This is a genomic window from Pseudomonas sp. SW-3 (assembly GCF_016615645.1).
Taxonomy (GTDB): domain Bacteria; phylum Pseudomonadota; class Gammaproteobacteria; order Pseudomonadales; family Pseudomonadaceae; genus Aquipseudomonas; species Aquipseudomonas mandelii.
Genome location: NZ_CP067098.1, coordinates 1,465,138 through 1,488,619 on the forward strand (window position 1 = coordinate 1,465,138; position 23,482 = coordinate 1,488,619).

Genomic DNA, 23,482 nt, shown 5'->3' on the forward strand with positions numbered 1-23,482 from the left:
TGGGGATCTGTTTCTCGAATGAAGGAAAGTCTTCTCCTTTCGGAACTCCCATAATTAGATGTTTCATGGCTTTTTTGATGGATAGTCATTTATCGGATAAAAAACGATTTGGGCACTCTCACCATTCTTTCCGATATCGAAACGCAATCTGGTAGTCAAAAGCGGAAATATCAATTTGATGGTTGAACAGAGGCTGAATCTCTGGAATCCAAGCAACCAACACATCGAATCCACCATCGTAAATCTCGCTTTCCGCCATCAAGCCCAACGCGGCGATTATTGAACCGTCATCGCCAAGGTCGGCGGAGTATTCCTTTCCGTCCGCTATTTCCGTTTCCTTGTCGTACCAGTCCAATCTGACTTTCAGTCCCATGTAGTCCTCACAGATACTTTTTAATGCTTCGGTTTTTTTTGGGTGGATCTATTTGCTCACCAGTTTTGTGATCGAACGAGCCAAGATGACTTCCATCGCTTGCACGATAGGCTTCTAGCTCTCCATGCAAAGAGTCCCATTCATAGATGGTTCGGCCTTTGTTATCAATCCAACGTTCTCGAAGGCCTCCGCCTCCTTGCCGTGGCGTTTTCTTCTTCGCTTCGCGCAAGCCTGAAAATCCGGTGATTTCTTCTGTTTCGGGCGCGGAGTGATAGTCATGATCGGGGTTAGGAAGTTTTCGTCCTGAAACACTAACCACGATGTAAACAGGCTTCACCCCCGAATCCGCCGGAAACACAAGAATGAAATCCTTGTAATCAGGCGGATACACCGGATTCACAATAATCCCGTCAGCCGCTTTCGTCGGCGGATACACCCAAATATGCGGCGCTTGCGGAGCAGCCTCCAGCGCCGGAATCCCAAGGATGTCCGAACCCTCCACTGCCGGTGTCCAGATCAGCTCAACCCCATCCCCTAGATCCGCCATCTGCTGACTGCCGCGCAAGGTGAACTGCACGACATCGACCATTTCCCAATCGCGGTTCTTGCCGGTGTAGAAGCCATAACCCTTGAGACGGCCATCCGCCTGTTGCTCGACCTGCAAGCGAACGCGGGTCCTGGCCTGTTTCAGAGTGCGCAACTGATCTTCGGTATACAGCGCGCTATCGCCCAGGCTTGGCGTCCAGAACAGCGCGACCACCGTAGCCAGTGCGGTGGCCCCGGCGGCGCCGATTGCGGCCACCGGAGCCGCGAGCGTCGGAGCACTCAGGGCGAGTCGGCCAATGCCGAGCGAGAGCGTACTGCCGCTGATGGTTTCGAGATTCAGCAGCCCGGCATCGTCCGCTTCGCGGGCACCCAGCCAGGCGATCTCCCCGTAATCCTTGAGGCAGTCGGTGGGTACCATGCCCGAAGGATTCGAGTAGTCGATGATGGCGTCCGGCAGTTTGCAGGACTTGGCGAAGACGCATCCGGCACGAACCGATTCGTCCCTTTTGGGGGCGATCTCACGACTGAACTCGAAGGCATCTTGCCTGGCGAGCATGGCGTCGTAAGCGTTTTGTCGGGCGTCCCGCTCGGCCAGTTCGGAGGCCGTCATGAAACGGTGAGTGACGTGGTGTCCGTCGCCGGACGGTGGGTTTTTAACCCTGGGGATATCCTTGTTTCCAGCCATTGATCTTCCTTGCGCTCGCACATCGACAGCCCCGGACAAGGGGCTGTGCGACGTTAACGAACGAGGTCAAACGTGGCTGTAGGACGAATCCTGATTGTCGTTAAGAGGGTTCTCTTTCGCTCAGGATAGCAGTGCGGTGCGCTTGCGGCTCGCTGCCGCTGTCACCGCGTAACCGATCAATGCCGCCAGAATCGAACCGGTCAAAATACCCATCCGGTCCATTCCGGCGTATTCACTGACACCCGGCTCGAAGGCCAGGGAGCCGACAAACAGGCTCATGGTGAAGCCGATACCACAGAGGATCGCGACACCCAGCACCTGGCCCCAGTTGGCGCCTTGGGGCAGGGCGGCGATGCCGATTTTCACGGCCAGCCAGGTCAGGCCGAACACACCGACGGTTTTGCCCAGCAGCAGGCCCACCGCAATGCCCATCGGCACGTGGTGAGTGAAGCTTTCCATGGTCACGCCGCTGAGCGACAGGCCGGCGTTGGCGAAGGCGAACAGCGGCAGAATGCCGTAGGCCACCCAGGGATGCAGGGCGTGTTCGAGGGTCAGCAGCGGTGACGGTTCGGCATTTTTTGTGCGCAAGGGAATGCAGAACGCCAGGGTCACACCGGCCAGCGTCGCGTGGACGCCGCTCTTGAGCACGCAGACCCAGAGGATCAAACCGATGATCATGTACGGCCCGAGCTTGACCACGCCGAGCCGGTTCATCGCAATCAAGGCGACGATGCACGACGCAGCCAATGCCAGCGAAAGTGTCGACAGCGTGCCGGAGTAGAAGATCGCAATGACAATAATGGCGCCGAGGTCGTCAATGATCGCGAGGGTCATCAGGAACAGTTTCAGCGACACCGGCACGCGCTTGCCTAGCAGGGCGAGAACGCCGAGGGCGAAGGCGATGTCAGTGGCCATCGGGATGGCCCAGCCACTCAGGGCTGCCGGGTTGTCACGATTGAGAAACCAATAGAGGAGTGCCGGAACGACCATGCCGCCAATCGCTGCCGCGCCGGGCAGGACGATCTGCGAAGGTTTCGACAGCTGGCCGTCGAGGACTTCGCGCTTCACTTCCAGGCCGATCAGCAGGAAAAACAGGGCCATCAGGCCGTCGTTGATCCACAGCAGCGCCGGTTTGGCGATTTGCAGCGCACCGATCTGCGCCACCACCGGCGTGTCGAGGAAACTGCTGTACAGCCACGACAACGGGGAGTTGTTGATGATCAAAGCCAGGGCTGCCGCGGCGATCAATAACAGACCGCTGGCAGCTTCCAACTGAAAGAAACGCGTGAAAGTGCTACGCAGAGGCAAGGTCGCTCTCCATCGAAAAATCAAAAAGGTGGCACACCCTAACCCGTACCGTTGGTTGTTAAAACAAAATTTATATTCTTTTTTGTTATATACCGTTACAACGCGAGGGGCTGGCACGGAGATGAGCCTAGCAGTTGCCAAACGTATTGGGCCTCAGCTGTATCTGTGCGTGGCGTGGGATTTTTCCTAAGCTTATGGGCTGAGCCTTGCACGAAGGCCGACTCAACGAGAAAAACCATCATGAGCGACAACCGACAGTGGGCCCGCGAAGCCATCCGGATCATCGAAGCCGACTTCCAGCGCAGCGCCGACACCCACCTGATCCCTTTGCCGCTCCCGGGGTTTACGGGCATCGAGCTGTACTTCAAGGACGAGTCCAGCCATCCCACCGGCAGCCTCAAGCACCGGCTGGCGCGCTCGTTGTTCCTCTATGCCTTGTGCAACGGCTGGCTCAAACCCGGCGCGCCGGTGATTGAAGCGTCCAGCGGTTCGACGGCGATTTCCGAGGCTTACTTCGCCAGGTTGCTGGGCTTGCCGTTCATTGCGGTGATGCCGGCGACCACGTCCAAAGAGAAGATCGCGCAGATCGCGTTCTACGGCGGCAAGAGTCATCTGGTCGACGATCCGACGCAGATTTACGCCGAGTCCGAGCGCCTGGCCCGCGAACATGACGGGCATTTCATCGACCAGTTCACCTATGCCGAACGCGCCACTGACTGGCGGGCGAACAACAACATCGCCGAGTCGATCTTCCAGCAAATGCGTTTTGAACGGTACCCGGAGCCGAGCTGGCTGATTTCCAGCCCCGGCACCGGCGGCACCACCGCGACGCTGGGTCGATACGTGCGTTATCGCCAGCATTGCACCCGCGTGTTGTGCGCCGATGCCGAGCGTTCGGTGTTCTTCGACTTCTACAAGACGGGGGATGCCAGCCTGCGACTGGACCACGGTTCTCGGATTGAAGGCATTGGCCGGCCACGGGTCGAGGCGTCGTTTCTGCCCAAGGTGATCGATGCGATGGTCAAGGTGCCGGACGCGTTGTCGCTGGCAGCCATGCATTACCTGGCGCAACATTTGGGACGGCGTGTCGGCGGGTCGAGCGGGACCAACCTGATCGGTGCCTTGATGGCGGCCGGGCAGATGGCAGCGGCGGGGGAGTCGGGGTCGATCGTGGCGATTCTGTGCGACGGCGGCGAGCGGTATGAGACCAGCTATTACGACCAGGATTGGCTCAAGGCCCAAGGGTATGAGTTGAGTGGGTTGATGGAGGTTGTGGCGGGGAGTGTCGAGCGCGGTGAACCGCTTCCCGCCAACGTTTTACGCGCGAATATCTGATACCAACCCCCCCTGTAGGAGCGAGGCTTGCCCGCGAAGAAGTTGACGCGGTCTTCCTAAAAGACCGCATTATCGTTCTTCGCGGGCAAGTCTCGCTCCGACAAGTGGGGTGTTGCTTCAGGCTTCCAGGCCGAGGATGTCGCGGGCCACGGCTTCGGCGATCCGAATCCCGTCGACACCCGCCGACAGAATCCCGCCCGCATAACCCGCGCCTTCACCCGCCGGGAACAGACCTTTCACGTTCAGGCTCTGCATCGACTCGTTGCGGGTAATGCGCAGCGGCGACGAGGTGCGCGTCTCGATCCCGGTCAACACCGCGTCATGCAGCGAGTAACCGCGAATCTGCTTTTCGAACGCCGGCAGAGCTTCACGAATGGCTTCAATGGCAAACGCAGGCAGAGCCAGCGCCAGATCACCCAAGGCAACACCTGGTTTATAGGACGGTTCTACGCTGCCCAACTCGGTGGACGGCTTGCCGGCGATGAAGTCACCGACCAACTGCGCCGGGGCTTCGTAGTTGCTGCCGCCCAACACGTAAGCGTGGGATTCCAGGCGTTCCTGCAACTCGATACCCGCCAGCGGGCCGCCCGGGTAATCGACTTCCGGGGTGATCCCGACGACGATCCCGGAGTTGGCGTTACGCTCGTTACGCGAGTATTGGCTCATGCCGTTAGTGACCACGCGGCCCGGCTCGGATGTCGCCGCTACCACGGTGCCGCCCGGACACATGCAGAAGCTGTACACCGAGCGACCGTTCTTGGCGTGGTGCACCAGTTTGTAGTCGGCCGCCCCGAGTTTCGGGTGGCCGGCGTACTTGCCCAGGCGTGCGCGGTCGATCAGCGACTGCGGGTGCTCGATGCGGAAGCCCACCGAGAACGGCTTGGCTTCCATGAACACGCCACGGCTGTGAAGCATGCGGAAGGTGTCCCGGGCGCTGTGGCCCAAGGCAAGAATCACGTGTTTCGAATGAATCTGTTCGCCACCATTGAGCTCGACGCCGACCAGTTGGCCGTCCTCGATCAACACGTCGGTGACCCGCTGCTGGAAGCGCACTTCGCCGCCCAGCGCGCGAATCTGCTCGCGCATGTTTTCCACGACGCCGGTCAGTCGGAACGTACCGATGTGCGGTTTGCTGACGTAGAGGATTTCTTCCGGGGCGCCGGCCTTGACGAACTCGTGCAGGACTTTGCGACCGATGAATTTCGGGTCCTTGATCTGGCTATAGAGCTTGCCGTCGGAGAATGTCCCCGCGCCGCCCTCGCCAAACTGCACGTTGGATTCAGGGTTGAGTACGCTTTTGCGCCACAGGCCCCAGGTGTCTTTGGTGCGCTGACGCACTTCGGTGCCGCGTTCGAGGATGATCGGCTTGAAGCCCATTTGCGCCAGCAGCAGCCCGGCGAAAATCCCGCACGGACCAAAACCCACGACGACAGGACGTTGTTCAAGATCCGCAGGCGCCTGGCCGACCACTTTGTAGCTGACATCCGGTGCCACGTTGACGTTACGGTCATCGGCGAACTTGTGCAGCAACGCGGCCTCATCCCTGGCGGTGAGGTCGATGGTGTAGATGAAGCACAGTTCAGAGGACTTTTTGCGCGCATCGTAGCTGCGCTTGAACAAGGTGAAATCGAGCAGGTCATCGCTGGCGATGCCCAGGCGCTGCACGATGGCAGGGCGCAGGTCTTCATCGGGATGGTGGATCGGCAACTTGAGTTCGGTGATTCGTAACATGACGGGATCCGGTTCGCGGGGCGCACAACTGCGCCAAGGCGTTTGAAGGCGGCGATTATAAGCCCCAAACGCCGGTCCCGTGAGGCAAAAACGATCAGTCGTTACGCGAGCCGCCGAAATACCCGCAACCGCGTTGCACCTGACCATCGATGCGCAGCTCGGCGCTCATGTGCTGGACGCTGCCGGTGGTGCTGTCGACGCAACGTTGCGGCGCGACCCACAGTTCGATGTGCTGGTTATTGGCTTCGGTGCTGAGATTGAAACGGCCATCGCCCAGCTGTTCTTCAACATAGGGCACGGCCAGGGGCGGCTGGCCGGCACGGTCGATAACCATGCCTTTGCCGCTGACCTTGACGTTCCATTCCGGCGAGTGGCCGGCGGCGCGCAGGATCAGCAATTTGAAATTGGGATCGTCGCAGGCGGCGCCTGAGCGTTCGACGCGGTACAGCTGTTCAAGATCAAGGCGACTGTCGACGATTTGCCCACGCACGTCGGCGAACAGCTTGCCCTGGGCATCGGCGAGGGCCGCGGCCTCTTGCAAGACGCTGGTGCCACCGCTGTCATTGACCACATAACTGCGCTGTTCATTGCACGGCTGGAACAGCAACTTGCCGTCCGCTGCCGTTAACTGGCCCTGCAGGCGGGTCTGGCCCACGTGGGAGGCGCTTTCACGCGGGCCATCAAACAATTGGCAGGCGGCAAACAGCGGAAGCAGGGCGACAAGGACTAAGGAACGGGCAACACGCATCTTTGGCTCTCCAGACAAGTGCCGCCACGTTACGCAGCCTGACCGTTCATCACAACCCCAGCGATGTTCGATCTCCTGTAGGAGCGAAGCTTGCTCGCGAAGGGGCCAGTGCATCCAGCATCGTCATGAATGACAGAACGCTTTCGCGAGCAAGCTTCGCTCCTACAGTGAGGGTGGTGTGTCAGCCGACGTGAAAGGTCTGGCCGGTCTGTAGGCCCTCTACGCTTTTGGCGTAGGCCAATGCCACATCCGCTGCGGGAACCGGCTTGTAGCCCCGGAAGTACGGCGCGTAACTGCCCATGGCTTCGAGCAGAACGGTCGGGCTGATCGAGTTCACCCGCAAGCCGCGGGGCAGTTCGATGGCCGCCGCACGCACGAAGCTGTCGAGCGCACCGTTGACCAACGCCGCCGAGGCGCCGCTGCGAATCGGGTCGTGGCTGAGCACGCCAGTGGTCAAGGTGAACGAGGCGCCGTCATTGGCGAATTCACGGCCGATCAGCAGCAGGTTAACCTGGCCCATCAGCTTGTCTTTCAAGCCCAGCGCAAAGCTTTCTTCGCTCATTTCATCCAGCGGTGCAAAGGTCACGTTGCCGGCAGCGCAGACCAGCGCATCGAATTTACCGGTTTGCTCGAACAGTTTGCGGATCGAGGCGCTGTCGCTGATATCCACATTGAAGTCGCCGCTGTGACGGCCGATGCGGATGATGTCATGGCGCTGGGACAGTTCCTTGTCGACCGCTGAACCGATGGTGCCACCTGCGCCTATCAAAAGAATTTTCATCGTGCTGTTCCTCGAAGTGGTTGAACGAGGTTGCAGTCTAGAGTGGTTTTTTCCATTGATAAGCGCGCTAATAGGCAAACTTTGGTTTTCAAATGGAAACAATCCATGAGCGAGATGGATGATCTGGCGGCGTTCGCGGTGTTGATCGAAGCGGGCAGTTTCACCTTGGCGGCGCAGCAATTGGGCTGCAGCAAGGGGCAGTTGTCCAAGCGCATCAGCTTGCTGGAAACACGGTTCTCCGTTGTCTTGCTGCAACGCACCACCCGCCGTTTGAGTTTGACGGCGGCGGGCGCGGCGCTGTTGCCTCAAGCCCAGGCGCTGGTGGTTCAAGTCGAAAAGGCGCGTCAGGCGTTGGCGCGGTTGAAGGACGACATGGCCGGGCCGGTGCGCATGACGGTTCCGGTCTCGCTGGGGGAAACCTTCTTCGATGGCTTGTTGCTGGAATTTTCCCGCCAATATCCCGAGGTGCAGATCGAGTTGGACCTCAACAACAGCTTTCACGATTTGTCCCGAGACGGTTTTGACCTGGCCATCCGCTCCGAAGTGGCCAATGACCAACGCTTGGTCGCGCGTCCTCTGCTGGCCTGGCACGAAATGACCTGCGCCAGCCCGGCCTATCTCGAACAGTACGGTGAGCCGCAGACGCCCCAGGCGTTGGCCGACCATCGCTGTCTGCTCAACAGCCATTACAGCGGTCGCGAAGAATGGCTGTATCACCAGCAGCACGAGTTGCTGCGGGTGCGGGTGTCGGGTCCGTTTGCCAGCAATCACTACAGCCTGTTGAAAAAAGCAGCGCTGGCAGGGGCCGGCATTGCGCGGTTGCCTTCCTACCTGCTGCAAACGGAATTGGCTGACGGGCGATTGCGCTGGCTCCTGCGTGATTATCAGACGCGGAGCATGCCGATGTACCTGGTGCATCCGTATCAGGGCGGACTGCCCAAACGCACGCAGGTGTTGGCGGACTACTTGATTGATTGGTTTAAACGCAGCGGCGAGGCATTGGCGCGTCTTCAGCAATAGACGCCCACATCCAACCCCTTGTAGGGGGGAGCCTGCTCGCGATAGCGGTGTGACATTCAGCATTGATGTTGACTGACACAGCGCTATCGCGAGCAGGCTCACTCCCACAGGGGAAGGTGTTTACCGGGCGAAATGGCGGGCGATCAGATGATCGATCGACAATTTCCCCGGCCCGGTCGCCATCAGGTACAGCAACACCGCCGCCCAAGTGCCATGGGTCGGGTAGGCGTCGGGGTACACGAACAGTTGAATGGTCAGGGTCATGCCCAGCAAGGCCAGCGCCGAAAATCGCGTGGCTAAGCCGATCAGGATCAGCATCGGGAAGACATGCTCGGCGAAGGCGGCCAGGTGCGCCGCCAGTTCCGGGGACAGCAATGGCACGTGGTACTCGCTCTGGAACAGCGGGATGGTCGAGTCCGCCAGATGCGGCACGCCAAGCTGGAAGGAGCCGTCAAACAGGTCGATGGCCAGGCCTTCGACCTTGGTTTGCCCGGACTTCCAGAACACCGCCGCAATCGAGAAGCGCGCGATAAAGGCGATCAGACTGCGGGGAATCATCTCCAGTAACGCGATGGCGCGAACGATGGGGTTCTGTGATTCGGTCCGGATGTTCATGGCGATACCTTGTTGTTATGCAAGTGAGTGATGGCGTTGCGGCTGATCAGCAGCGCCAGGGTTTGGCTGAGGTCGAAGGCGGGGGCGGCTTCCAGCGCCTGCACCAGTGACTGGCCGTTTTGCAGATTCTGGATGAACGCGCTGGCACCTTGATCAATGGCGAATACTTCAACGTCCAGGCCATTGCGCAACACCAGCGCGTGTTGTCCCTGGCTCAGGTCAATCCCCGCCAGCGTTGTTTCCTGTTGATGCGCCGCCCAGATCGCCACCACCGCGAAGGCAGAACTCAACAGGTTGAGAGAGGGATGAAGTTCGACGGTGAGCTCGCTCAGGGCTTGCGGGTCGACCAGTGCTGCGGCGATCTGCTCATGCTCCAGGGGCTGCGCATCGGCCGCGTGATACGCGATGATGCGCAGGCGCTCCAATCGGGCGACATCGGCCAGATAAGGCACGCTGGCGGCGGGCGCAAAGCCTTCGATGAAGGCTGCGAAATCATGCCCGTAGTCATTCAACAACGGGCTGCGGGGCGGGGAGCCGTGCACATGAACACCGGCCATGGCCCGGAAGAATTCATCGCCGACCAATTGCACAATCACGGGGTAACTGTCCGCCAACGCGTTGATCAGCGAGGCCTGCACATTGTTGCGATACACCGCGAAACGGCTGGCCGGATCGGCGCCATTGACGCTGAATAATCCGTCAGGGCAGGGCCGCTCCGGATCAAGCAGGGCGGCGGCGAAATCGGCGTGATTGCTCATGACCGGGCCTCGGCGCATCGCAACAACTCATCGGCCTGACGCGCTTCGGCGTGTAATACGCCGAAGGCTGGCACCTGATTGTCGCGTTCGATCAGCGTTGCTACTGGCCCGACACGCTCCAGCACTTGCACGTACAGCGCCCACACAGCGTTGTCGATGGGCGCGCCGTGATCGTCGATCAACAGACGGTCACCGAGGCTGTCGGTGTCTTCGGCAAATCCGGCCAGATGAATCTCGCCGACGGCATGAAGGGGCAGGGCATCGATGTAGGCCACAGGATCGCGTTGATGATTGATGCTCGACACGTAAACGTTGTTCACGTCCAGCAACAGCCCGCAGCCTGTGCGGCGAATGACTTCGCTGATGAAGTCGGCCTCATCGATCGTCGAGCGTTGGAACGCCAGGTACGTCGCCGGGTTCTCCAGCAGCATTGGGCGTTTGAGTGTGGTTTGCACCTGATCGATGTGTTCGCAGACGCGGTTCAACGTCGCGTTGTCGTAGGCCAGTGGCAGCAAGTCGTTGAGGAACACCGGGCCATGGCTGGACCAGGCCAGGTGTTCGGAAAAGGAGTGGGGTTGGTAGCGCTCGATCAGTTCGGCAAGGCGTTGCAGGTGTTGAACATCCAGCGGACCTTCGGCACCGATGGACAGGCCAACGCCATGCAGCGACAGCGGATACTGCTCGCGGATCAACCCCAGGTAATGATGAAAAGGGCCGCCGGCCACCATGTAGTTTTCGGCGTGGACTTCGAAGAAGCCGATGTCCGGCTTTGAACCGAGCACTTCACGCAAGTGCCCGGTCTTGAGCCCCAGCCCGGCGCGGGGCGGGAGCCCGAACAGTGAATTGTTCATGGTCGACACTCAGGCTGGGAGGCGGATCAGGCTTTGGCTTTGAAGGCTTCCATCTGACCGAAACCGGTCGGCGAGGTTTTGCTTTCGGTGGTGGCGCACGTGCCTTTCGGAACGAGTTTCCAGGCGTTTGCCTGGTGGTCCATCTTGGCAGTACCGGCGCAGGTGGTGCCTGCACCTGCGGCGCAATCGTTATGACCTTTCATGGCCACGCCGAAGCATTTTTCCATGTTGCTGTTGTCGGCGGCCTGGACGGTGGAGACAGCGGCCATGCTCAGCGCAGAACCAAGGGCCAGAACGAGGGCGGTGGCGGACAGGGTGCGGGTGGTAGCAGTCATGATGTTTCTCCGTTGTTTGAGTTTTGGTAAGCCGCATGTGTGCTGGCTTACCCCTCTAGAGAGAGGTCATCGCGATGCGTTACAGCCCAGTGCAAAACTTTTTTAAAAACCTCAAAACACCACCGACCCCTTGTGGGAGTGAGCCTGCTCGCGATAGCTGTTTCGCCTTCAACGGTTTTGTTGACTGACACTCCGCTATCGCGAGCAGGTTCGCTCCCACAGGGGGTCTTTATTGTCGTGAAGGTTTATGGCGGGCACAAAAAAACGGCCCGAAGGCCGTTTTTGTTTACCGCAATTGCTTAGCCGCCGAGATACGCTTCGCGCACTTTCGGATCAGTCAGCAGTGCTTCCCCCGTGCCGGTCATCACCACCCGGCCGTTCTCCAGAACGTAGGCACGGTCGGCAATTTTCAGCGCCTGGTTGGCGTTCTGCTCTACCAGAAACACCGTCACGCCATCCTTGCGCAGCTGTTCGATGATGTCGAAGATCTGCTGGATGATGATCGGTGCCAGGCCCAACGATGGCTCGTCGAGCAGCAGCAGTTTGGGTTTACTCATCAGCGCACGGCCGATGGCGAGCATTTGCTGTTCGCCGCCGGACATGGTGCCGCCGCGTTGGGCAAAGCGTTCTTTCAGGCGTGGGAAAAGTCCGAGAACCTTGTCCATCTGTTCCTGATAATCGCCCTTGCTGGTAAAGAATCCGCCCATGGACAGGTTCTCTTCCACGGTCAGGCGGGCGAACACTCGACGACCTTCCGGCACGACCGCAATGCTTTTACGCATGATCTGCGACGAGTCCTGGCCGACGAGCTCTTCACCCATGTAGCGGATGCTGCCGCTGTGGGCTTGCGGCGAACCGCAGAGGGTCATCAGCAAGGTCGACTTGCCGGCACCGTTGGCGCCGATCAGGGTCACGATCTCGCCCTGGCGGACTTCGACGTTGACGCTGTGCAGCGCCTGGATCTTGCCGTAGAAGGTGGAAACGTTTTCAAATTGCAGCATTTACGCTTCCCCCAGGTAGGCTTTGATCACTTCAGGATTGTCGCGGATCTGTTCCGGCGTGCCGTCGGCCAGAGGCGTGCCCTGGTTGATCACGACGATGTGGTCGGAAATGCTCATGACCAGTTTCATGTCGTGTTCGATCAGCAGTACGGTGACGTTGTGCTCTTCACGCAGCATGCTGATCAGCGCCTTGAGGTCCTCGGTTTCCTTCGGGTTCAGGCCGGCGGCCGGTTCGTCGAGCATGAGGATCCGCGGGCGGGTCATCATGCAGCGAGCGATTTCCAGACGGCGTTGCTGACCGTAGGCCAGGGTGCCGGCCGGGCGGTTGGCGAACTGCGTGAGGTTGACCTTGTCCAGCCAGAACTCGGCAAACTCCATGGCCTCGCGTTCGCTTTTGCGGAATGCCGGGGTCTTGAACAGACCAGACAGGAAGTTGGTGTTCAGGTGACGGTGTTGCGCGATCAAGAGGTTCTCGACCGCGGTCATGTCCTTGAACAACCGCACGTTCTGGAAGGTGCGCACCACGCCTTTGAGGGCGATCTTGTGGCCCGGCAGGCCTTCGATCGGCTCGCCGTCCAGCAGGATGCTGCCACCACTCGGCTTGTAGAAACCGGTCAGGCAGTTGAACACCGTGGTTTTGCCGGCGCCGTTAGGGCCGATCAGTGCAACCACCTGTTTTTCTTTCACGGTCAGGGCCACGCCGTTGACCGCCAGCAAGCCGCCGAAGCGCATGCTCAGATTTTCGACTTTAAGGATCTCGCGGCTCATTTGCGCAGCTCCATGTGAGGACGTTGCATGGGCAGCAGGCCTTGAGGACGCCAGATCATCATCAGCACCATCAAGGCGCCGAACATCAACATGCGGTACTCACTGAACTCACGCATCATTTCCGGCAGCAGGATCATCACCACGGCGGCCAGGATCACACCCAACTGCGAGCCCATGCCACCCAATACGACGATGGCGAGGATGATCGCCGACTCGATGAAGGTGAACGACTCCGGTGTCACCAGGCCCTGACGGGCAGCGAAGAAACTGCCGGCGAAACCTGCGAAGGCGGCGCCCAGGGTGAAGGCGGAAAGCTTGATGACCGTAGGATTCAGACCCAGCGCACGGCAGGCGATCTCGTCTTCACGCAACGCTTCCCACGCACGGCCGATCGGCATGCGCAGCAAACGGTTGATCACGAACAGCGCAGCCAGGGCCAGCAACAGTGCAACCAGGTACAGGAAAATCACCTTGTTGATCGAGTTATAGGCCAGGCCGAAGTACTCGTGGAACGTCTGCATGCCCTCTGCCGCTTTGCGCTCGAAGGTGAGTCCGAAGAACGTCGGCTTCTCGATGTTGCTGATGCCGTTCGGGCCACCAGTGATATCGGTGAGGTTACGCAGGAACAGACGGATGATTTCACCAAAGCCCAGGGTCACGATCGCCAGGTAGTCGCCGCGCAGACGCAGTACCGGGAAGCCGAGCAGGAAACCGAAAGTGGCCGCCATCAGGCCGGCGATCGGCAGACAGATCCAGAAGCCCAGACCCAGATAGTGCGACAGCAATGCATAGCTGTACGCCCCGACGGCATAGAAGCCGACGTAACCCAGGTCGAGCAGGCCGGCCAGGCCGACCACGATGTTCAGGCCGAGGCCGAGCATCACGTAGATCAGCACCAGCGTGGCGATATCCACCGCACCACGAGAGCCGAAGAACGGCCAGACCAGGGCACCGGCGATCAGCGCAATGATGATCCAGCGTTGGGTGGTCGGCAGGGTCAGGAAGTTACTGGCCTTGGCCGGAATCAGCGGCATGTTTGGCGACGAGCGCCAGGCCGAGCTGATCTGTTGATCGAACAGCACCCGCAGGAACATCAGCACCGAGCACACCGCGATAGTGATCAGTGTGGCGCTGCTGGTGCCGTGCACTTCGAGGTGGATGCCGACGATGGTCAGTTTCAGACCCAGTACCGGGTAGGCCACGGCCCACACCAGCAAAGCACTGAACAGTGCCTGTTTAAGATTCCTAGTCATACTTTTTCAACCTCCGGACGGCCAAGGATGCCGGTCGGCCGGAACAACAGAACCAGAACCAACAAGCCGAAAGCCACGACGTCCTTGTACTGGTCGCCGAAGATATCGGCACCAAAGGCTTCCGCCACCCCTAATACCAGCCCGCCGAGCATGGCTCCCGGGATGCTGCCGATACCGCCCAGTACCGCTGCGGTGAACGCCTTGAGTCCAACGAGGAACCCGGCGTTCGGGTTGATCACACCGTATTGCATGCTCAACAAGACGGCCGCGATGGCCGCCAATGCGGCACCGATGACGAAGGTCAGGGCGATGATGTTGTTGGTATTGATGCCCAGCAAGTTGGCCATCTTGATGTCTTCGGCACAGGCGCGGCAGGCACGTCCGAGACGAGAGCGGGAGATGAACATTGTCAAGCCGAGCATGGCGACGAAGGTCACCACGAATACCACGATTTGCATGTAGGAAATCAGCACTTCATGTGCGCCACCTGGCCCGAAGGTGAAGCTGCCGGGGATCAGGTTGGCTATGGATTTGTCCTTGGAGTCTTGCGCCAACAGAACCGTGTTCTGCAGGAAGATCGACATGCCGATGGCGGAAATCAGCGGGATCAGACGGTTGCTGCCGCGCAAAGGGCGGTAGGCGACGCGTTCGATGCTGTAACCGTAGGCACTGGTCACGACGATGGTCGCGATGAAAGCAGCGGTAATCAACAGCGGAACGCTGTCGAGTCCCAGCATGGCCAACCCGGCGATGGCGATGAACGCCACGTAGGAGCCGATCATGTACACCTCGCCGTGGGCGAAGTTGATCATTCCAATGATGCCGTAAACCATCGTATAGCCGATGGCGATCAGAGCATACGTACTGCCAATGGTCAGGCCATTAACCAGCTGTTGGAGGAAGTGATAGATGTCAGGCATTACAGCGCTCCTAAAAACCTGATACGCATTTCACTGGTGGAGTCATTTTCCCGCTCGAGCCCCGTGGATCTGCATCCACTTCGAACGCGAGGTTTGCCAGCGAACCGCTGATGACGGTTTTGAGATTTTCAGGTGGGGAGACTGGCGGATCACGCCAGCGCGGCCCAATACATTCGTAAAACAAAGCCCACGGCACGCCGTGGGCTTTATTGGCAGTCAGTCAGGCAACGCCTTACTGAGGCTTGGCTTCAGTTTTTGGTTTGCCGAAGTGCCACTCGTAAACCACAAATTTGAAGTCTTTCAGGTCGCCCTTGTCGTCGAAGCTCAGGTCGCCGGTAGGCGTCTTGAAGGTGCCTGCGTGGATGGCAGCAGCCACTTTGGCAGTGTCTTCGGACTTGGCGGCCTTGATGCCTTCGGCAATCACTTCCACAGCCGAGTAGGCCGGGAACACGAACGGACCGCTCGGGTCTTCTTTCTTCGCTTTGAACGCATCAGCCAGGGCGATGTTGGCCGGATCCTGGTCGAAGGATTTCGGCAGCGTCACCAGCAGACCTTCCGAAGCTTTCTGAGCGATCTGCGAGATCGAGTCGTTACCCACGCCTTCCGGACCCATGAACTTGGCTTTCAGGCCTTTTTCATCCGCCTGGCGCAGGATCAGACCCAGCTCAGGGTGGTAGCCACCGTAGTAAACGAAGTCGACGTTGGCTTGCTTGAGTTTCTGGATGATCGACGAGAAGTCCTTGTCGCCGGCGTTGATGCCTTCGAACACGGCAACCTTGGTGCCTTTTTTCTCGAGGGTTTGTTTAACGGCGGTGGCGATGCCTTCACCGTATTGCTGTTTGTCGTGCAGGACAGCAACGATCTTCGGTTTTACGAAGTCGGCGATGTAGTTACCGGCGGCAGGGCCTTGGGCGCTGTCCAGACCGATGGTGCGGAACACCATTTTGTAACCACGGGCGGTGATGTCCGGGCTGGTGGCAGCCGGGGTGATCATGATCACGCCTTCGTCTTCGTAAATGTCCGAAGCCGGTTGGGTGGAGCTGGAGCACAGGTGACCGACCACGAACTTGACGCCGTCGTTGACGACTTTGTTCGCGACCGCTACCGCTTGTTTTGGATCACAGGCGTCATCGTATTCAACGGCTTCGAGTTTCTTGCCGTCTACGCCGCCTTTGGCGTTGATCTGTTCGATGGCCATTTTGGCGCCACTGAACTGCATGTCGCCGTATTGGGCTACAGGGCCGGTTTTAGGGCCGGCGATGCCGATCTTGATGGTGTCAGCTGCGAACGAATGGCTGGCAACCCCGGCCAGAACCATAGCGGCAAACAGTTTGGAAATCTGCTTAGTAGCCTTAGTCATAGTGCTCCACTCTTACTGTTGTAGTTTTTATAGTCCTGGCGCCGTAGCAGCAGAACCGGGTCAGATATCTTCGATATCCTCCGGAAAATGCCCCCGACAACTGTACCGGTACAGTGTAGAGCGCCAATTGTTAGCCTGGGAAGCTGGCGCCGGGGGGCAAAACCTGAGGGTGTCGCTTAATTGAAAGAAAAAGACAGAATAGCGGCGGGATGTTAGCTGGCTAATTGCTTGATTCAGCAGCATTCCCTGGCTTTCCTGCTCTTTTCTTTCGGTGACTCAATTGCATCCGGGTTTTTCTGCCAGACCACCGACGTTATCATTCGCGTCGATTTCTTTTCCGGACAGTGCCCATGAATGAAGAACCTAGCACCCTCTATGCCAAGCTGCTTGGTGAAACCGCATCTATTACGTGGAAAGAGTTGGAGCCCTTCTTTGCCAAGGGTGCCCTATTGTGGGTCGATCCCGGCCTGGATTTGATCGCTGCTGCCCAAGCTGTTGCGACGGATGAAGGTGAGAAAGTGGCTGCCTGGCTGGCTGCCGACAAGGTCGCCAAGCTGTCTGAAACGCGGGCGCTGGATCTTTTTGAACGCGACCCGCAGCTGTGGGCTGTGGTGGTTTCACCGTGGATTCTGATCCAGGAAAGGGCGACGAGCTGACTGTCCGCACTTTATTGGTGCGCCTGGCGGGCGACCAAAAGTGTGTAGGTGAGTAGCGTGATGGCATGTTGCCGTAGAGAAAGGCCACAGAAGGGTCTTGGCGAGGGTGACGTAAACGTAACGGGAACAGTTTATTGAGCAGCCTTCGGGCTGCTTAATTGTTTCTGGATGTTGGGTTTTTCGGTGAATCCGATGCCGCCATCGCGAGCAGGCTCGCTCCCACATTTAATCGCGTTTCTTCAGAAGAAATGCGGTCCTTGTGGGAGCGAGCCTGCTCGCGATTGGGCGCGACGCGGTTTTAGAAGGTTTTACCGGTATGGTTATTCAGCGAAATAACCTTGGTCTTGCCAATCCGGTGACGGTAGATCTCACGCAGGTACTTGATCGCCTTCTTCACGCAGTCGCGCGACAGGCGAATGTCGTTGATCGAGACGAATTTGTCCTTGTCGTTGATCAGCTCGCGGTACTTCTTCTCGTACATCGGTTTGATCGCGTACCAGTTGGTGTCGAGGATCTTCGCCGGGTTCTCGAACTCGTTCAGCAGATCGTCGATCAGGTCTTCGTCGAAGTCTTCATTGATGATGAAGTCGAGGATCGAGTTATCCAGGGTGTCGTCGAAGCGGTACGGGTTCTTCGCGAAGCAGCGCTTGATGAAGGCCACGATCAGCGTCAGGAAATCGTCCGACAGGCACGGGCTCTTGGCGATCAGGGTGGTCAGCGACAAGTTGGCCGAAGCGCCGATCACCAGGGCATAACGCTTGAGCGTAGTGTTGGGGAACAGGCTGTTGAGGTGGGTCTTCAACCGGTTCAAGTCCATGTAGGACAGCTTGTAGTCTTTCGGCAGCGAGACAATCGACACCACCGACGAGCAGTTCTTGAAGAAGTGCAGGTCGTGCAACGCGGCCGCGTCGTAACCGGAATTCTTGTACTGCTCCAGCGAGGCCCGATAGCGCTTGGACTCGATCGGCAACAGGCTGATGCCTTCGATCGCCTGGGTCACTTTGTTGAAGTGCGGCAGGTCGATGGAACGGAAGAACAGGTCGTCGATGTTCAGACGCTGTGGCTCTTTCTCGAACACCTTGAACTTGTCGCTGCTCGGCGGCGGGGTTTCCGGCACCACGGACTCGGCGTAGGCAATCGCCACCGGGCCGGCCAGGCTCATGAACAGGTCGTTGGCGTCGAGGCGAATGGTTTCGCCGATGTCGATGCCGGCGCGACGGAAATAGTTCTGGTCGTAGTCAGTCGTGACCGCCTGCGCCGTCAGAATGTTGAAAATCTGCTGCGAGATGTATTGGTTGGCGTGCTTTTCCATCGCGTTGACGTCGATGTTCTGAATGTTGCCGTCATCGCTTTCTTCGGCATACCGCATGATGTCGTTGGAGATCAGCATCATGGCGTTCCATGGGCGGATACGGCCCATGACGCTGGCTTCGCTGCTGTCTTCGTTGGCGAAGTTATAGGAGAAGTCCCACTCTTCCGACAGGTATTTGCACAGCAGGCGACCGGCGTTGATGTGCAGCGCCTCGGACATTTCGCTGCGGTGATCGGAAATGTTCGGCAGCACGCAGATGCCGCTGGTGAAGATCGGCTCGAAGACGAAGGAGTGACCGCTCTTGCCGTCGTGCTCATCCATCGGCTTGGTGTCGAACGTCTTGTTCATGTACGAGTGTTGCTGGGCCAGGCCGAATTCCGAGGCCATGCCCGAACCGGTACCGCCGCCGGCACTGAAGATCGAGAAATACAGGCGCGACTGGTTGGCCTTGATCCCACAGCTGTCGATCAGGTACGAGTGAATCATTTTCCAGTCCGGGCTGGAGAAACGCTGGGTGTCCTTGTTCAGGATGATCTTGGCCAGGTACTGACCGAGGATCGGCGCGTTACCGGCGCCACCGGCGTGGACTTCCGACAAGTCCATGATCTTCATTTTGCTGTAGTCGCGCAGGAAGCCACTCTTTTCGCCCTTGCGCGAGAAACGGATGCGACCGGCGATGTCTTTGTCCAGGTCGCCGAGCATCACCAGCGGCTCGACCAGGAACACCGGTTTGGTGGCCTTGTTCGGCCCCAGGCGCAGGTTGTTGCGAATCCACTGCGCCGGGCTGTAGCCCTTTTCGGCGTAGCGTTTGTCCGGCGACAGGCGGTCTTCGTTGTTGAATTCGTTGAGGTAGAACTTGCGGGCGTTGTACACCAGCTCCGCGACGTCCAGCGCAATGTTCGATCCGCAACGTCCCAGGCCGATCAGGCACACCGACGGGAATTCCTGATCGCTGTGCTGTTCGTTGTCGCCTTCCAGGTGCGGTGGGCGCGGGAACACCATGTCGCGCAGGCCATCGAGGTTATCGAGGATGCGGTCGGTGTTGGTTTCGGTGAAATACAGGTATTGCTGACTGGCCAGAGGACGTGACGGGATCAATGGCTTCGACGATGAGGGGCTGTTCGCCGCGGGGCTCAGTGTCAGGTCGGAAACCGTAGTGGCCGGATTATTTTTAGAGGTCATTGGGCGCCATGTACCTGGGCTGGTTAGCTCGGCGACACGGTGTCGTCGAACCTTCACGGAATAGGAACTCGCGACTTTTTTAGCGCGTATTTTGCCCAAGCGTCAGGGACTAAGCCTGAGCGACGCTCGGGGGAATCCTTTCCTTAGTCATGATGAATCGGCCAATATTCTGCGATCTTTAATCAAAAAGAAGGCTAAATGATGTCAACGCTACCTTCGTTGAGTTTTGCCGGAATCGGCCTGATGGGCTTGCCCATGTGCCGCCGCCTGTTGGCGGCGGGGTATCCGCTGACGGTATGGAATCGCAACCCGGCCAAGTGCGCAGCATTGGTCGAGGCCGGCGCCCGGCAAGTGGCAACGGCGGCTGAATTGGGTCAGCACGCTGATGTGGTGATGCTGTGCCTGGCGGACACGGCGGTGGTGCGCGAGGTGGTTTTCGGTCCGGCAGGGATTGCCGAGGGCGCTAAAAGCGGTCAGTTGCTGGTGGACTTTTCCAGTCTGGAACCGACGGCGACGCGGGACATGGCATCGGCGCTTGTCGACCAATGCGGCATGCGTTGGCTGGACGCGCCGGTGTCCGGAGGTGTCGTCGGTGCCGAGGCCGGTAGCCTGGCCATTATGGTCGGCGGCGAAGCGGCAGACCTTGAGCGAGTCAGGCCGGTGCTGTTGAACCTCGGTCAGCGGGTGACTCACATGGGCGGTGTCGGCGCCGGGCAGGTGACCAAGGCCTGCAATCAGATGATCGTTGCCTGCAATGCACTGGTGATTGCTGAAGTGGTGGCACTGGCCGAGCGCTCCGGGGTTGACGCCAGCCTGATCGCCGAGGCGCTGGCGGGAGGGTTCGCCGATTCAAAACCGCTGCAGATCCTCGCCCCGCAAATGGCCGAGAGTCGTTTCGAGCCGGTGAAGTGGCACGTGCGTACGCTGCTCAAAGACCTCGACACCGCGGTGAAATTCTCCCGCGAACAGGGCTCGGCCACGCCGATCAGCGGCTTGGCCGCACAACTGATGCGCCTGCATGGGGGGCAGGGCTTTTTGGAAAAGGATCCGTCGACGTTAGTGCAGTTGTACCGTAGCCAGGCTCAGAGAACTGACACTGCGTGAATGTTTGCGCTGATTGATTTCGGCCAGCACCGCAGGCAGCTCGGCCAGCGGTACCGGGCGGCTGAGCAGGTGGCCTTGAACCAGGTCGCAGCCCTGGCGTTCGAGAAAGTCATGTTGCTCGGGCGTTTCGACGCCCTCGCTGACGACCTGTAAATGCAGGGTGTGGGCCATGATGATAATGGCGTGGACGATTTCCATGTCCTGGGTAGCCTTGGGGATGTCCTGAATGAACGAGCGGTCGATTTTCAGTGTGTTCAGCGGCAGGCGCTTGAGGTAGGCCAGGGATGAATAGCCCGTGCCGAAGTCGTCGATCGAGAGCGAGACACCGAGAGAACGGATCTGCTTCAACAACGCCAGGGTGTTGGCGAGATTGCCCATCAGCGCGTTTTCGGTGACTTCGAGTTCCAGCCGTTGTGGCGACACTCCGGCGATGCGCAGGGCGTTTTCGATTTCATCGGCCAACTCTTCCCGGGCGAGGTTCAGCGGCGAGCAGTTCACGGCGATCTTGAGTTCTTCGCGCCCCTGGCGAGACAGCACTCCAAGATCCTCACAGGCCTTGTGCAATACCCAGTTATCCAGTTCGTTGATCAGGCCGTTGGCCTCGGCAATGGCAATGAACCGATCCGGTGCCAGCAACCCGTGAACCGGGTGTTGCCAGCGAATCAGCGCTTCGAGTTTGGTGACCTGGCCGCTTTTCAGGTCGTAGATCGGTTGGTAATAAAGGATCAGACCGGCGTCGTTGCGCAGGGCGTACCGCAGTTCTTCTTCGAGTTGCAGCTCCAGCGTGGCACGGTTTTTCATGTGTGGACTGAAAAAATGCAGCCCGTTGCGCCCGCTGCCCTTGGACTGGTAAAGCGCCAGGTCGGCGTTTTTCAGCAGCTCCTCGCAGGTCGTTCCATCTTGCGGAAAAACGCTGATGCCGATGCTGGTGGTCATGACCATGCTGCGGCCGGACAGCTCGATGGGCTCTTTCATCTTCAGCATGATGCGTTGGGCCATGCTCCGGGCTTCTTCAAGCTCATGCAGCCCGATGAGGATGCAGAACTCGTCCCCGCCAAAGCGCGCCACCACATCGTCATGGCTGCGTACCGAATCCTTGATATGGCTGGCCAGGACCTTGAGCAATTCATCGCCGGCGTCATGGCCCAGGCTGTCGTTGATCCGCTTGAAGTGGTCGATGTCGAGGAACATCACGGCAAGCATCCCGCCTTCGTTGGTCTTTTCGAGCAGTTTTTCGGCGAAAATCTGATTGAAGCCACGGCGGTTGATCAGGTTGGTCAGCGCGTCGTAGTGCGCCACCTGTTGCAGCGACAAGCGCGCCTGATCCAGTTGGCTGAGCAGGATGTTGACCCGCTTCAGGTCGGATTCCTTGTGTTGCAGCTTCTTGTCGGCCAATGCCGCGCTGATGCTGCTGCCGATGATCAGCAAGGTCATTACCGCCACCGTCAGCCCCAGTTGCAGGTGGGTGTTGTCGTCGGGCAGTGGCTGGGGGCTATCGATGGGAAGCACCAGGTTGAGCGCCGCCATGCCAGTGAAATGCATGCTGACGATGCCGGCTCCGAGCACCAGGCTGGCGGTGTATTTGAGCAGTTGATGAACCACGCCGCTGCCCTCGCACAGGTGACGGGAAATCAACAGGGCCGCCAGGCTGGCGCCAATTGCGATCACGATTGAGAGAGCGAACAGGGCAGGGTTGTAATAGGCCGTCGCGTAGGAGCGCATCGCGGCCATACCCACGTAATGCATGGTCGCGATACCTAGGCCGATCCATACCGCGGCACGCAGTGTTTTCCAGAAAGTCAGATGAGGATGGCTGAGGGTATGCATCGCCAGCCACGAAGCTGTCAGTGCAAACAGCAATGAGATCAGGGTGACGGGTAACTGATAATGGATTTCGATCGGGGCCTGGAAGGCCAGCATGCTGACAAAGTGCATGGCCCAGATACCGCCCGCCAGACACCCGGCACCAACCCAGCGCCACAGACGTTGGGACGCCGCTTTTTCGGCGTGGCCGATCCGCTCGGTGATGTCCAGTGTGGCGAAGCCGGTTGCACAGGCGACCACATAGGCCAGCAACACCAGTAAGGGGTTATGGGTGCAATTGAGGATGACCTGGCCAGTCTCAGGCAGTTGAGTCGTGAAATATAAAGCTGGCCACTCCATCGGACGCCTCGTATTTATCCAGCCGACACCATTAACCCTGGCGAATGTCTTGGAGTATAGAGGTCACACAAAGAGTGCAAACGGTAGTGGCACATTGCATTCGAACATTTTGTAATTACAGGCGCCGGTGTTCAGGCGATCTGCTCATAAGGGAACTCGAATTCCGGTTGCAGGGCCGGCAATCCGAACGCTGCCCGTGCCGCATCGCAATCCACATTTGCCTCGCCGTTGGCCCAGGAGGCGTCGAACTCCCGACAGGTGCTGGAACGTTGGTCGTAAATCGAGCATTGCACGGTGCTGCCGACTTCGCCGACCAGCCCGACGCAGCGAGTGGGTTTGCAGTCCGTGCCCAGCATGGCCACCCGGCTGGGGCTGATGGGGGCGACTAGCTCGTCAGGCACCGTTCCCCCGGCCGAGGTGCATTCACCCCAGAAAAAAGACACGCGAAAATGAGAACAGCAGGCACCGCAATTCAGACACGGACTGGCTTCGGACATGGGCGATAATCAAAGAGGGATAGGGGATTGGTGGGGCAGGCAAGGCCGCTATTCTAGGCTTCGCTTTGAACTTGGGAAGGGGGCGAAAAAGTATTTTTTCATGTGACCAATGGCGAGAAATACTTGCCTTGCAGAATCCCTTGTGGGAGCGAGCCTGCTCGCGAAAGCGGCGGATCAGTC

At 59.0% G+C, this 23,482-nt stretch carries 22 protein-coding genes; 4 read left to right on the top strand and 18 right to left on the bottom strand.

Translation table 11 applies throughout. The features are described from left to right. Window positions 1-118: 118 nt before the first annotated feature. From JIO00_RS06510 to nhaA, 3 genes are all read right to left on the bottom strand, one after another. Window positions 119-373 carry a colicin E3-like toxin immunity protein gene (locus JIO00_RS06510; RefSeq protein ID WP_083374882.1) on the bottom strand — a complete coding sequence of 85 codons (255 nt, stop codon included), beginning with the start codon at window positions 371-373 and terminating at the stop codon, window positions 119-121. A 7-nt stretch (window positions 374-380) separates the two neighbouring features. Next, window positions 381-1,604, bottom strand: a complete 1,224-nt coding sequence (locus JIO00_RS06515) for a colicin E3/pyocin S6 family cytotoxin (protein ID WP_200667828.1) — start codon at window positions 1,602-1,604, stop codon at window positions 381-383. Window positions 1,605-1,724: 120 nt separating this feature from the next. Beyond that, entirely contained in the window at window positions 1,725-2,912 is a 1,188-nt protein-coding gene (gene nhaA / locus JIO00_RS06520) for a Na+/H+ antiporter NhaA (protein ID WP_200667830.1), read from the bottom strand. 237 nt (window positions 2,913-3,149) lie between these two features. Between nhaA and JIO00_RS06525 the strand changes: the two genes are divergently transcribed. Then, entirely contained in the window at window positions 3,150-4,247 is a 1,098-nt protein-coding gene (locus JIO00_RS06525) for a PLP-dependent cysteine synthase family protein (RefSeq protein ID WP_200668611.1), read from the top strand. A 117-nt stretch (window positions 4,248-4,364) separates the two neighbouring features. Here JIO00_RS06525 and JIO00_RS06530 read toward each other — a convergent pair whose 3' ends face one another. From JIO00_RS06530 to JIO00_RS06540, 3 genes are all read right to left on the bottom strand, one after another. Beyond that, the gene (locus JIO00_RS06530) at window positions 4,365-5,978 is read right to left on the bottom strand and encodes an NAD(P)/FAD-dependent oxidoreductase (protein ID WP_200667832.1); all 1,614 of its coding nucleotides are present in this window, start codon (window positions 5,976-5,978) and stop codon (window positions 4,365-4,367) included. A gap of 94 nt (window positions 5,979-6,072) precedes the next feature. Further along, the gene (locus tag JIO00_RS06535) at window positions 6,073-6,726 is read right to left on the bottom strand and encodes a COG3650 family protein (protein WP_010462597.1); all 654 of its coding nucleotides are present in this window, start codon (window positions 6,724-6,726) and stop codon (window positions 6,073-6,075) included. A gap of 181 nt (window positions 6,727-6,907) precedes the next feature. Next, entirely contained in the window at window positions 6,908-7,507 is a 600-nt protein-coding gene (locus JIO00_RS06540; protein ID WP_200667834.1) for a short chain dehydrogenase, read from the bottom strand. 105 nt (window positions 7,508-7,612) lie between these two features. Between JIO00_RS06540 and JIO00_RS06545 the strand changes: the two genes are divergently transcribed. After that, entirely contained in the window at window positions 7,613-8,527 is a 915-nt protein-coding gene (locus JIO00_RS06545; protein ID WP_010462593.1) for a LysR family transcriptional regulator, read from the top strand. Window positions 8,528-8,647: 120 nt separating this feature from the next. Here the strand turns inward: JIO00_RS06545 and JIO00_RS06550 are convergent, their stop codons facing one another. The 9 genes from JIO00_RS06550 to JIO00_RS06590 form a co-directional block, all read right to left on the bottom strand. Beyond that, window positions 8,648-9,142 (bottom strand): DoxX family protein, encoded by a 495-nt coding sequence (locus tag JIO00_RS06550; RefSeq protein WP_010462590.1) that lies wholly within the window; start codon window positions 9,140-9,142, stop codon window positions 8,648-8,650. After that, entirely contained in the window at window positions 9,139-9,900 is a 762-nt protein-coding gene (locus JIO00_RS06555) for an HvfC/BufC N-terminal domain-containing protein (protein ID WP_200667836.1), read from the bottom strand. Before JIO00_RS06555 ends, JIO00_RS06550 begins: the two co-directional genes overlap by 4 nt. Next, complete coding sequence (gene bufB, locus JIO00_RS06560; protein ID WP_200667838.1) at window positions 9,897-10,751, bottom strand: MNIO family bufferin maturase; 855 nt, start codon at window positions 10,749-10,751, stop codon at window positions 9,897-9,899. Before bufB ends, JIO00_RS06555 begins: the two co-directional genes overlap by 4 nt. A 26-nt stretch (window positions 10,752-10,777) precedes the next feature. Further along, a complete protein-coding gene (locus tag JIO00_RS06565) occupies window positions 10,778-11,086 on the bottom strand; it encodes a BufA1 family periplasmic bufferin-type metallophore (protein ID WP_010462585.1) in 309 nt (102 codons plus the stop codon). A gap of 299 nt (window positions 11,087-11,385) precedes the next feature. Then, a complete protein-coding gene (locus tag JIO00_RS06570; protein ID WP_010462583.1) occupies window positions 11,386-12,087 on the bottom strand; it encodes an ABC transporter ATP-binding protein in 702 nt (233 codons plus the stop codon). Beyond that, window positions 12,088-12,855, bottom strand: a complete 768-nt coding sequence (livG, locus tag JIO00_RS06575; protein WP_010462581.1) for a high-affinity branched-chain amino acid ABC transporter ATP-binding protein LivG — start codon at window positions 12,853-12,855, stop codon at window positions 12,088-12,090. It lies immediately after the preceding gene. Continuing rightward, window positions 12,852-14,108: a high-affinity branched-chain amino acid ABC transporter permease LivM gene (locus tag JIO00_RS06580; protein WP_010462580.1), complete on the bottom strand. Its 1,257-nt coding sequence runs from the start codon at window positions 14,106-14,108 to the stop codon at window positions 12,852-12,854. Before JIO00_RS06580 ends, livG begins: the two co-directional genes overlap by 4 nt. Then, on the bottom strand, window positions 14,105-15,028 hold the full coding sequence (livH, locus tag JIO00_RS06585; protein ID WP_010462578.1) for a high-affinity branched-chain amino acid ABC transporter permease LivH: 924 nt from the start codon (window positions 15,026-15,028) through the stop codon (window positions 14,105-14,107). Before livH ends, JIO00_RS06580 begins: the two co-directional genes overlap by 4 nt. A gap of 232 nt (window positions 15,029-15,260) precedes the next feature. Further along, on the bottom strand, window positions 15,261-16,388 hold the full coding sequence (locus tag JIO00_RS06590) for a branched-chain amino acid ABC transporter substrate-binding protein (protein WP_010462576.1): 1,128 nt from the start codon (window positions 16,386-16,388) through the stop codon (window positions 15,261-15,263). A gap of 350 nt (window positions 16,389-16,738) precedes the next feature. On the opposite strand from JIO00_RS06590, the gene JIO00_RS06595 reads away from it, so the two are divergent. Beyond that, window positions 16,739-17,044: a DUF2288 domain-containing protein gene (locus JIO00_RS06595; RefSeq protein ID WP_010462574.1), complete on the top strand. Its 306-nt coding sequence runs from the start codon at window positions 16,739-16,741 to the stop codon at window positions 17,042-17,044. A gap of 298 nt (window positions 17,045-17,342) precedes the next feature. On the opposite strand, the gene JIO00_RS06600 is transcribed toward JIO00_RS06595, so the two are convergent. After that, window positions 17,343-19,538, bottom strand: coding sequence for a hypothetical protein (locus JIO00_RS06600; protein WP_077749561.1), 2,196 nt, complete (start codon window positions 19,536-19,538; stop codon window positions 17,343-17,345). A 198-nt stretch (window positions 19,539-19,736) separates the two neighbouring features. Here JIO00_RS06600 and JIO00_RS06605 point away from each other — a divergent pair, with 198 nt between their 5' ends. Further along, window positions 19,737-20,642, top strand: a complete 906-nt coding sequence (locus JIO00_RS06605) for an NAD(P)-dependent oxidoreductase (protein ID WP_172962155.1) — start codon at window positions 19,737-19,739, stop codon at window positions 20,640-20,642. Here JIO00_RS06605 and JIO00_RS06610 read toward each other — a convergent pair. Beyond that, the gene (locus tag JIO00_RS06610; protein WP_200667840.1) at window positions 20,595-22,805 is read right to left on the bottom strand and encodes a putative bifunctional diguanylate cyclase/phosphodiesterase; all 2,211 of its coding nucleotides are present in this window, start codon (window positions 22,803-22,805) and stop codon (window positions 20,595-20,597) included. The genes JIO00_RS06605 and JIO00_RS06610 overlap by 48 nt on opposite strands. A 131-nt stretch (window positions 22,806-22,936) precedes the next feature. Further along, on the bottom strand, window positions 22,937-23,302 hold the full coding sequence (locus JIO00_RS06615; RefSeq protein WP_042932325.1) for a YkgJ family cysteine cluster protein: 366 nt from the start codon (window positions 23,300-23,302) through the stop codon (window positions 22,937-22,939). Between the last annotated feature and the right edge of the window lie 180 nt (window positions 23,303-23,482).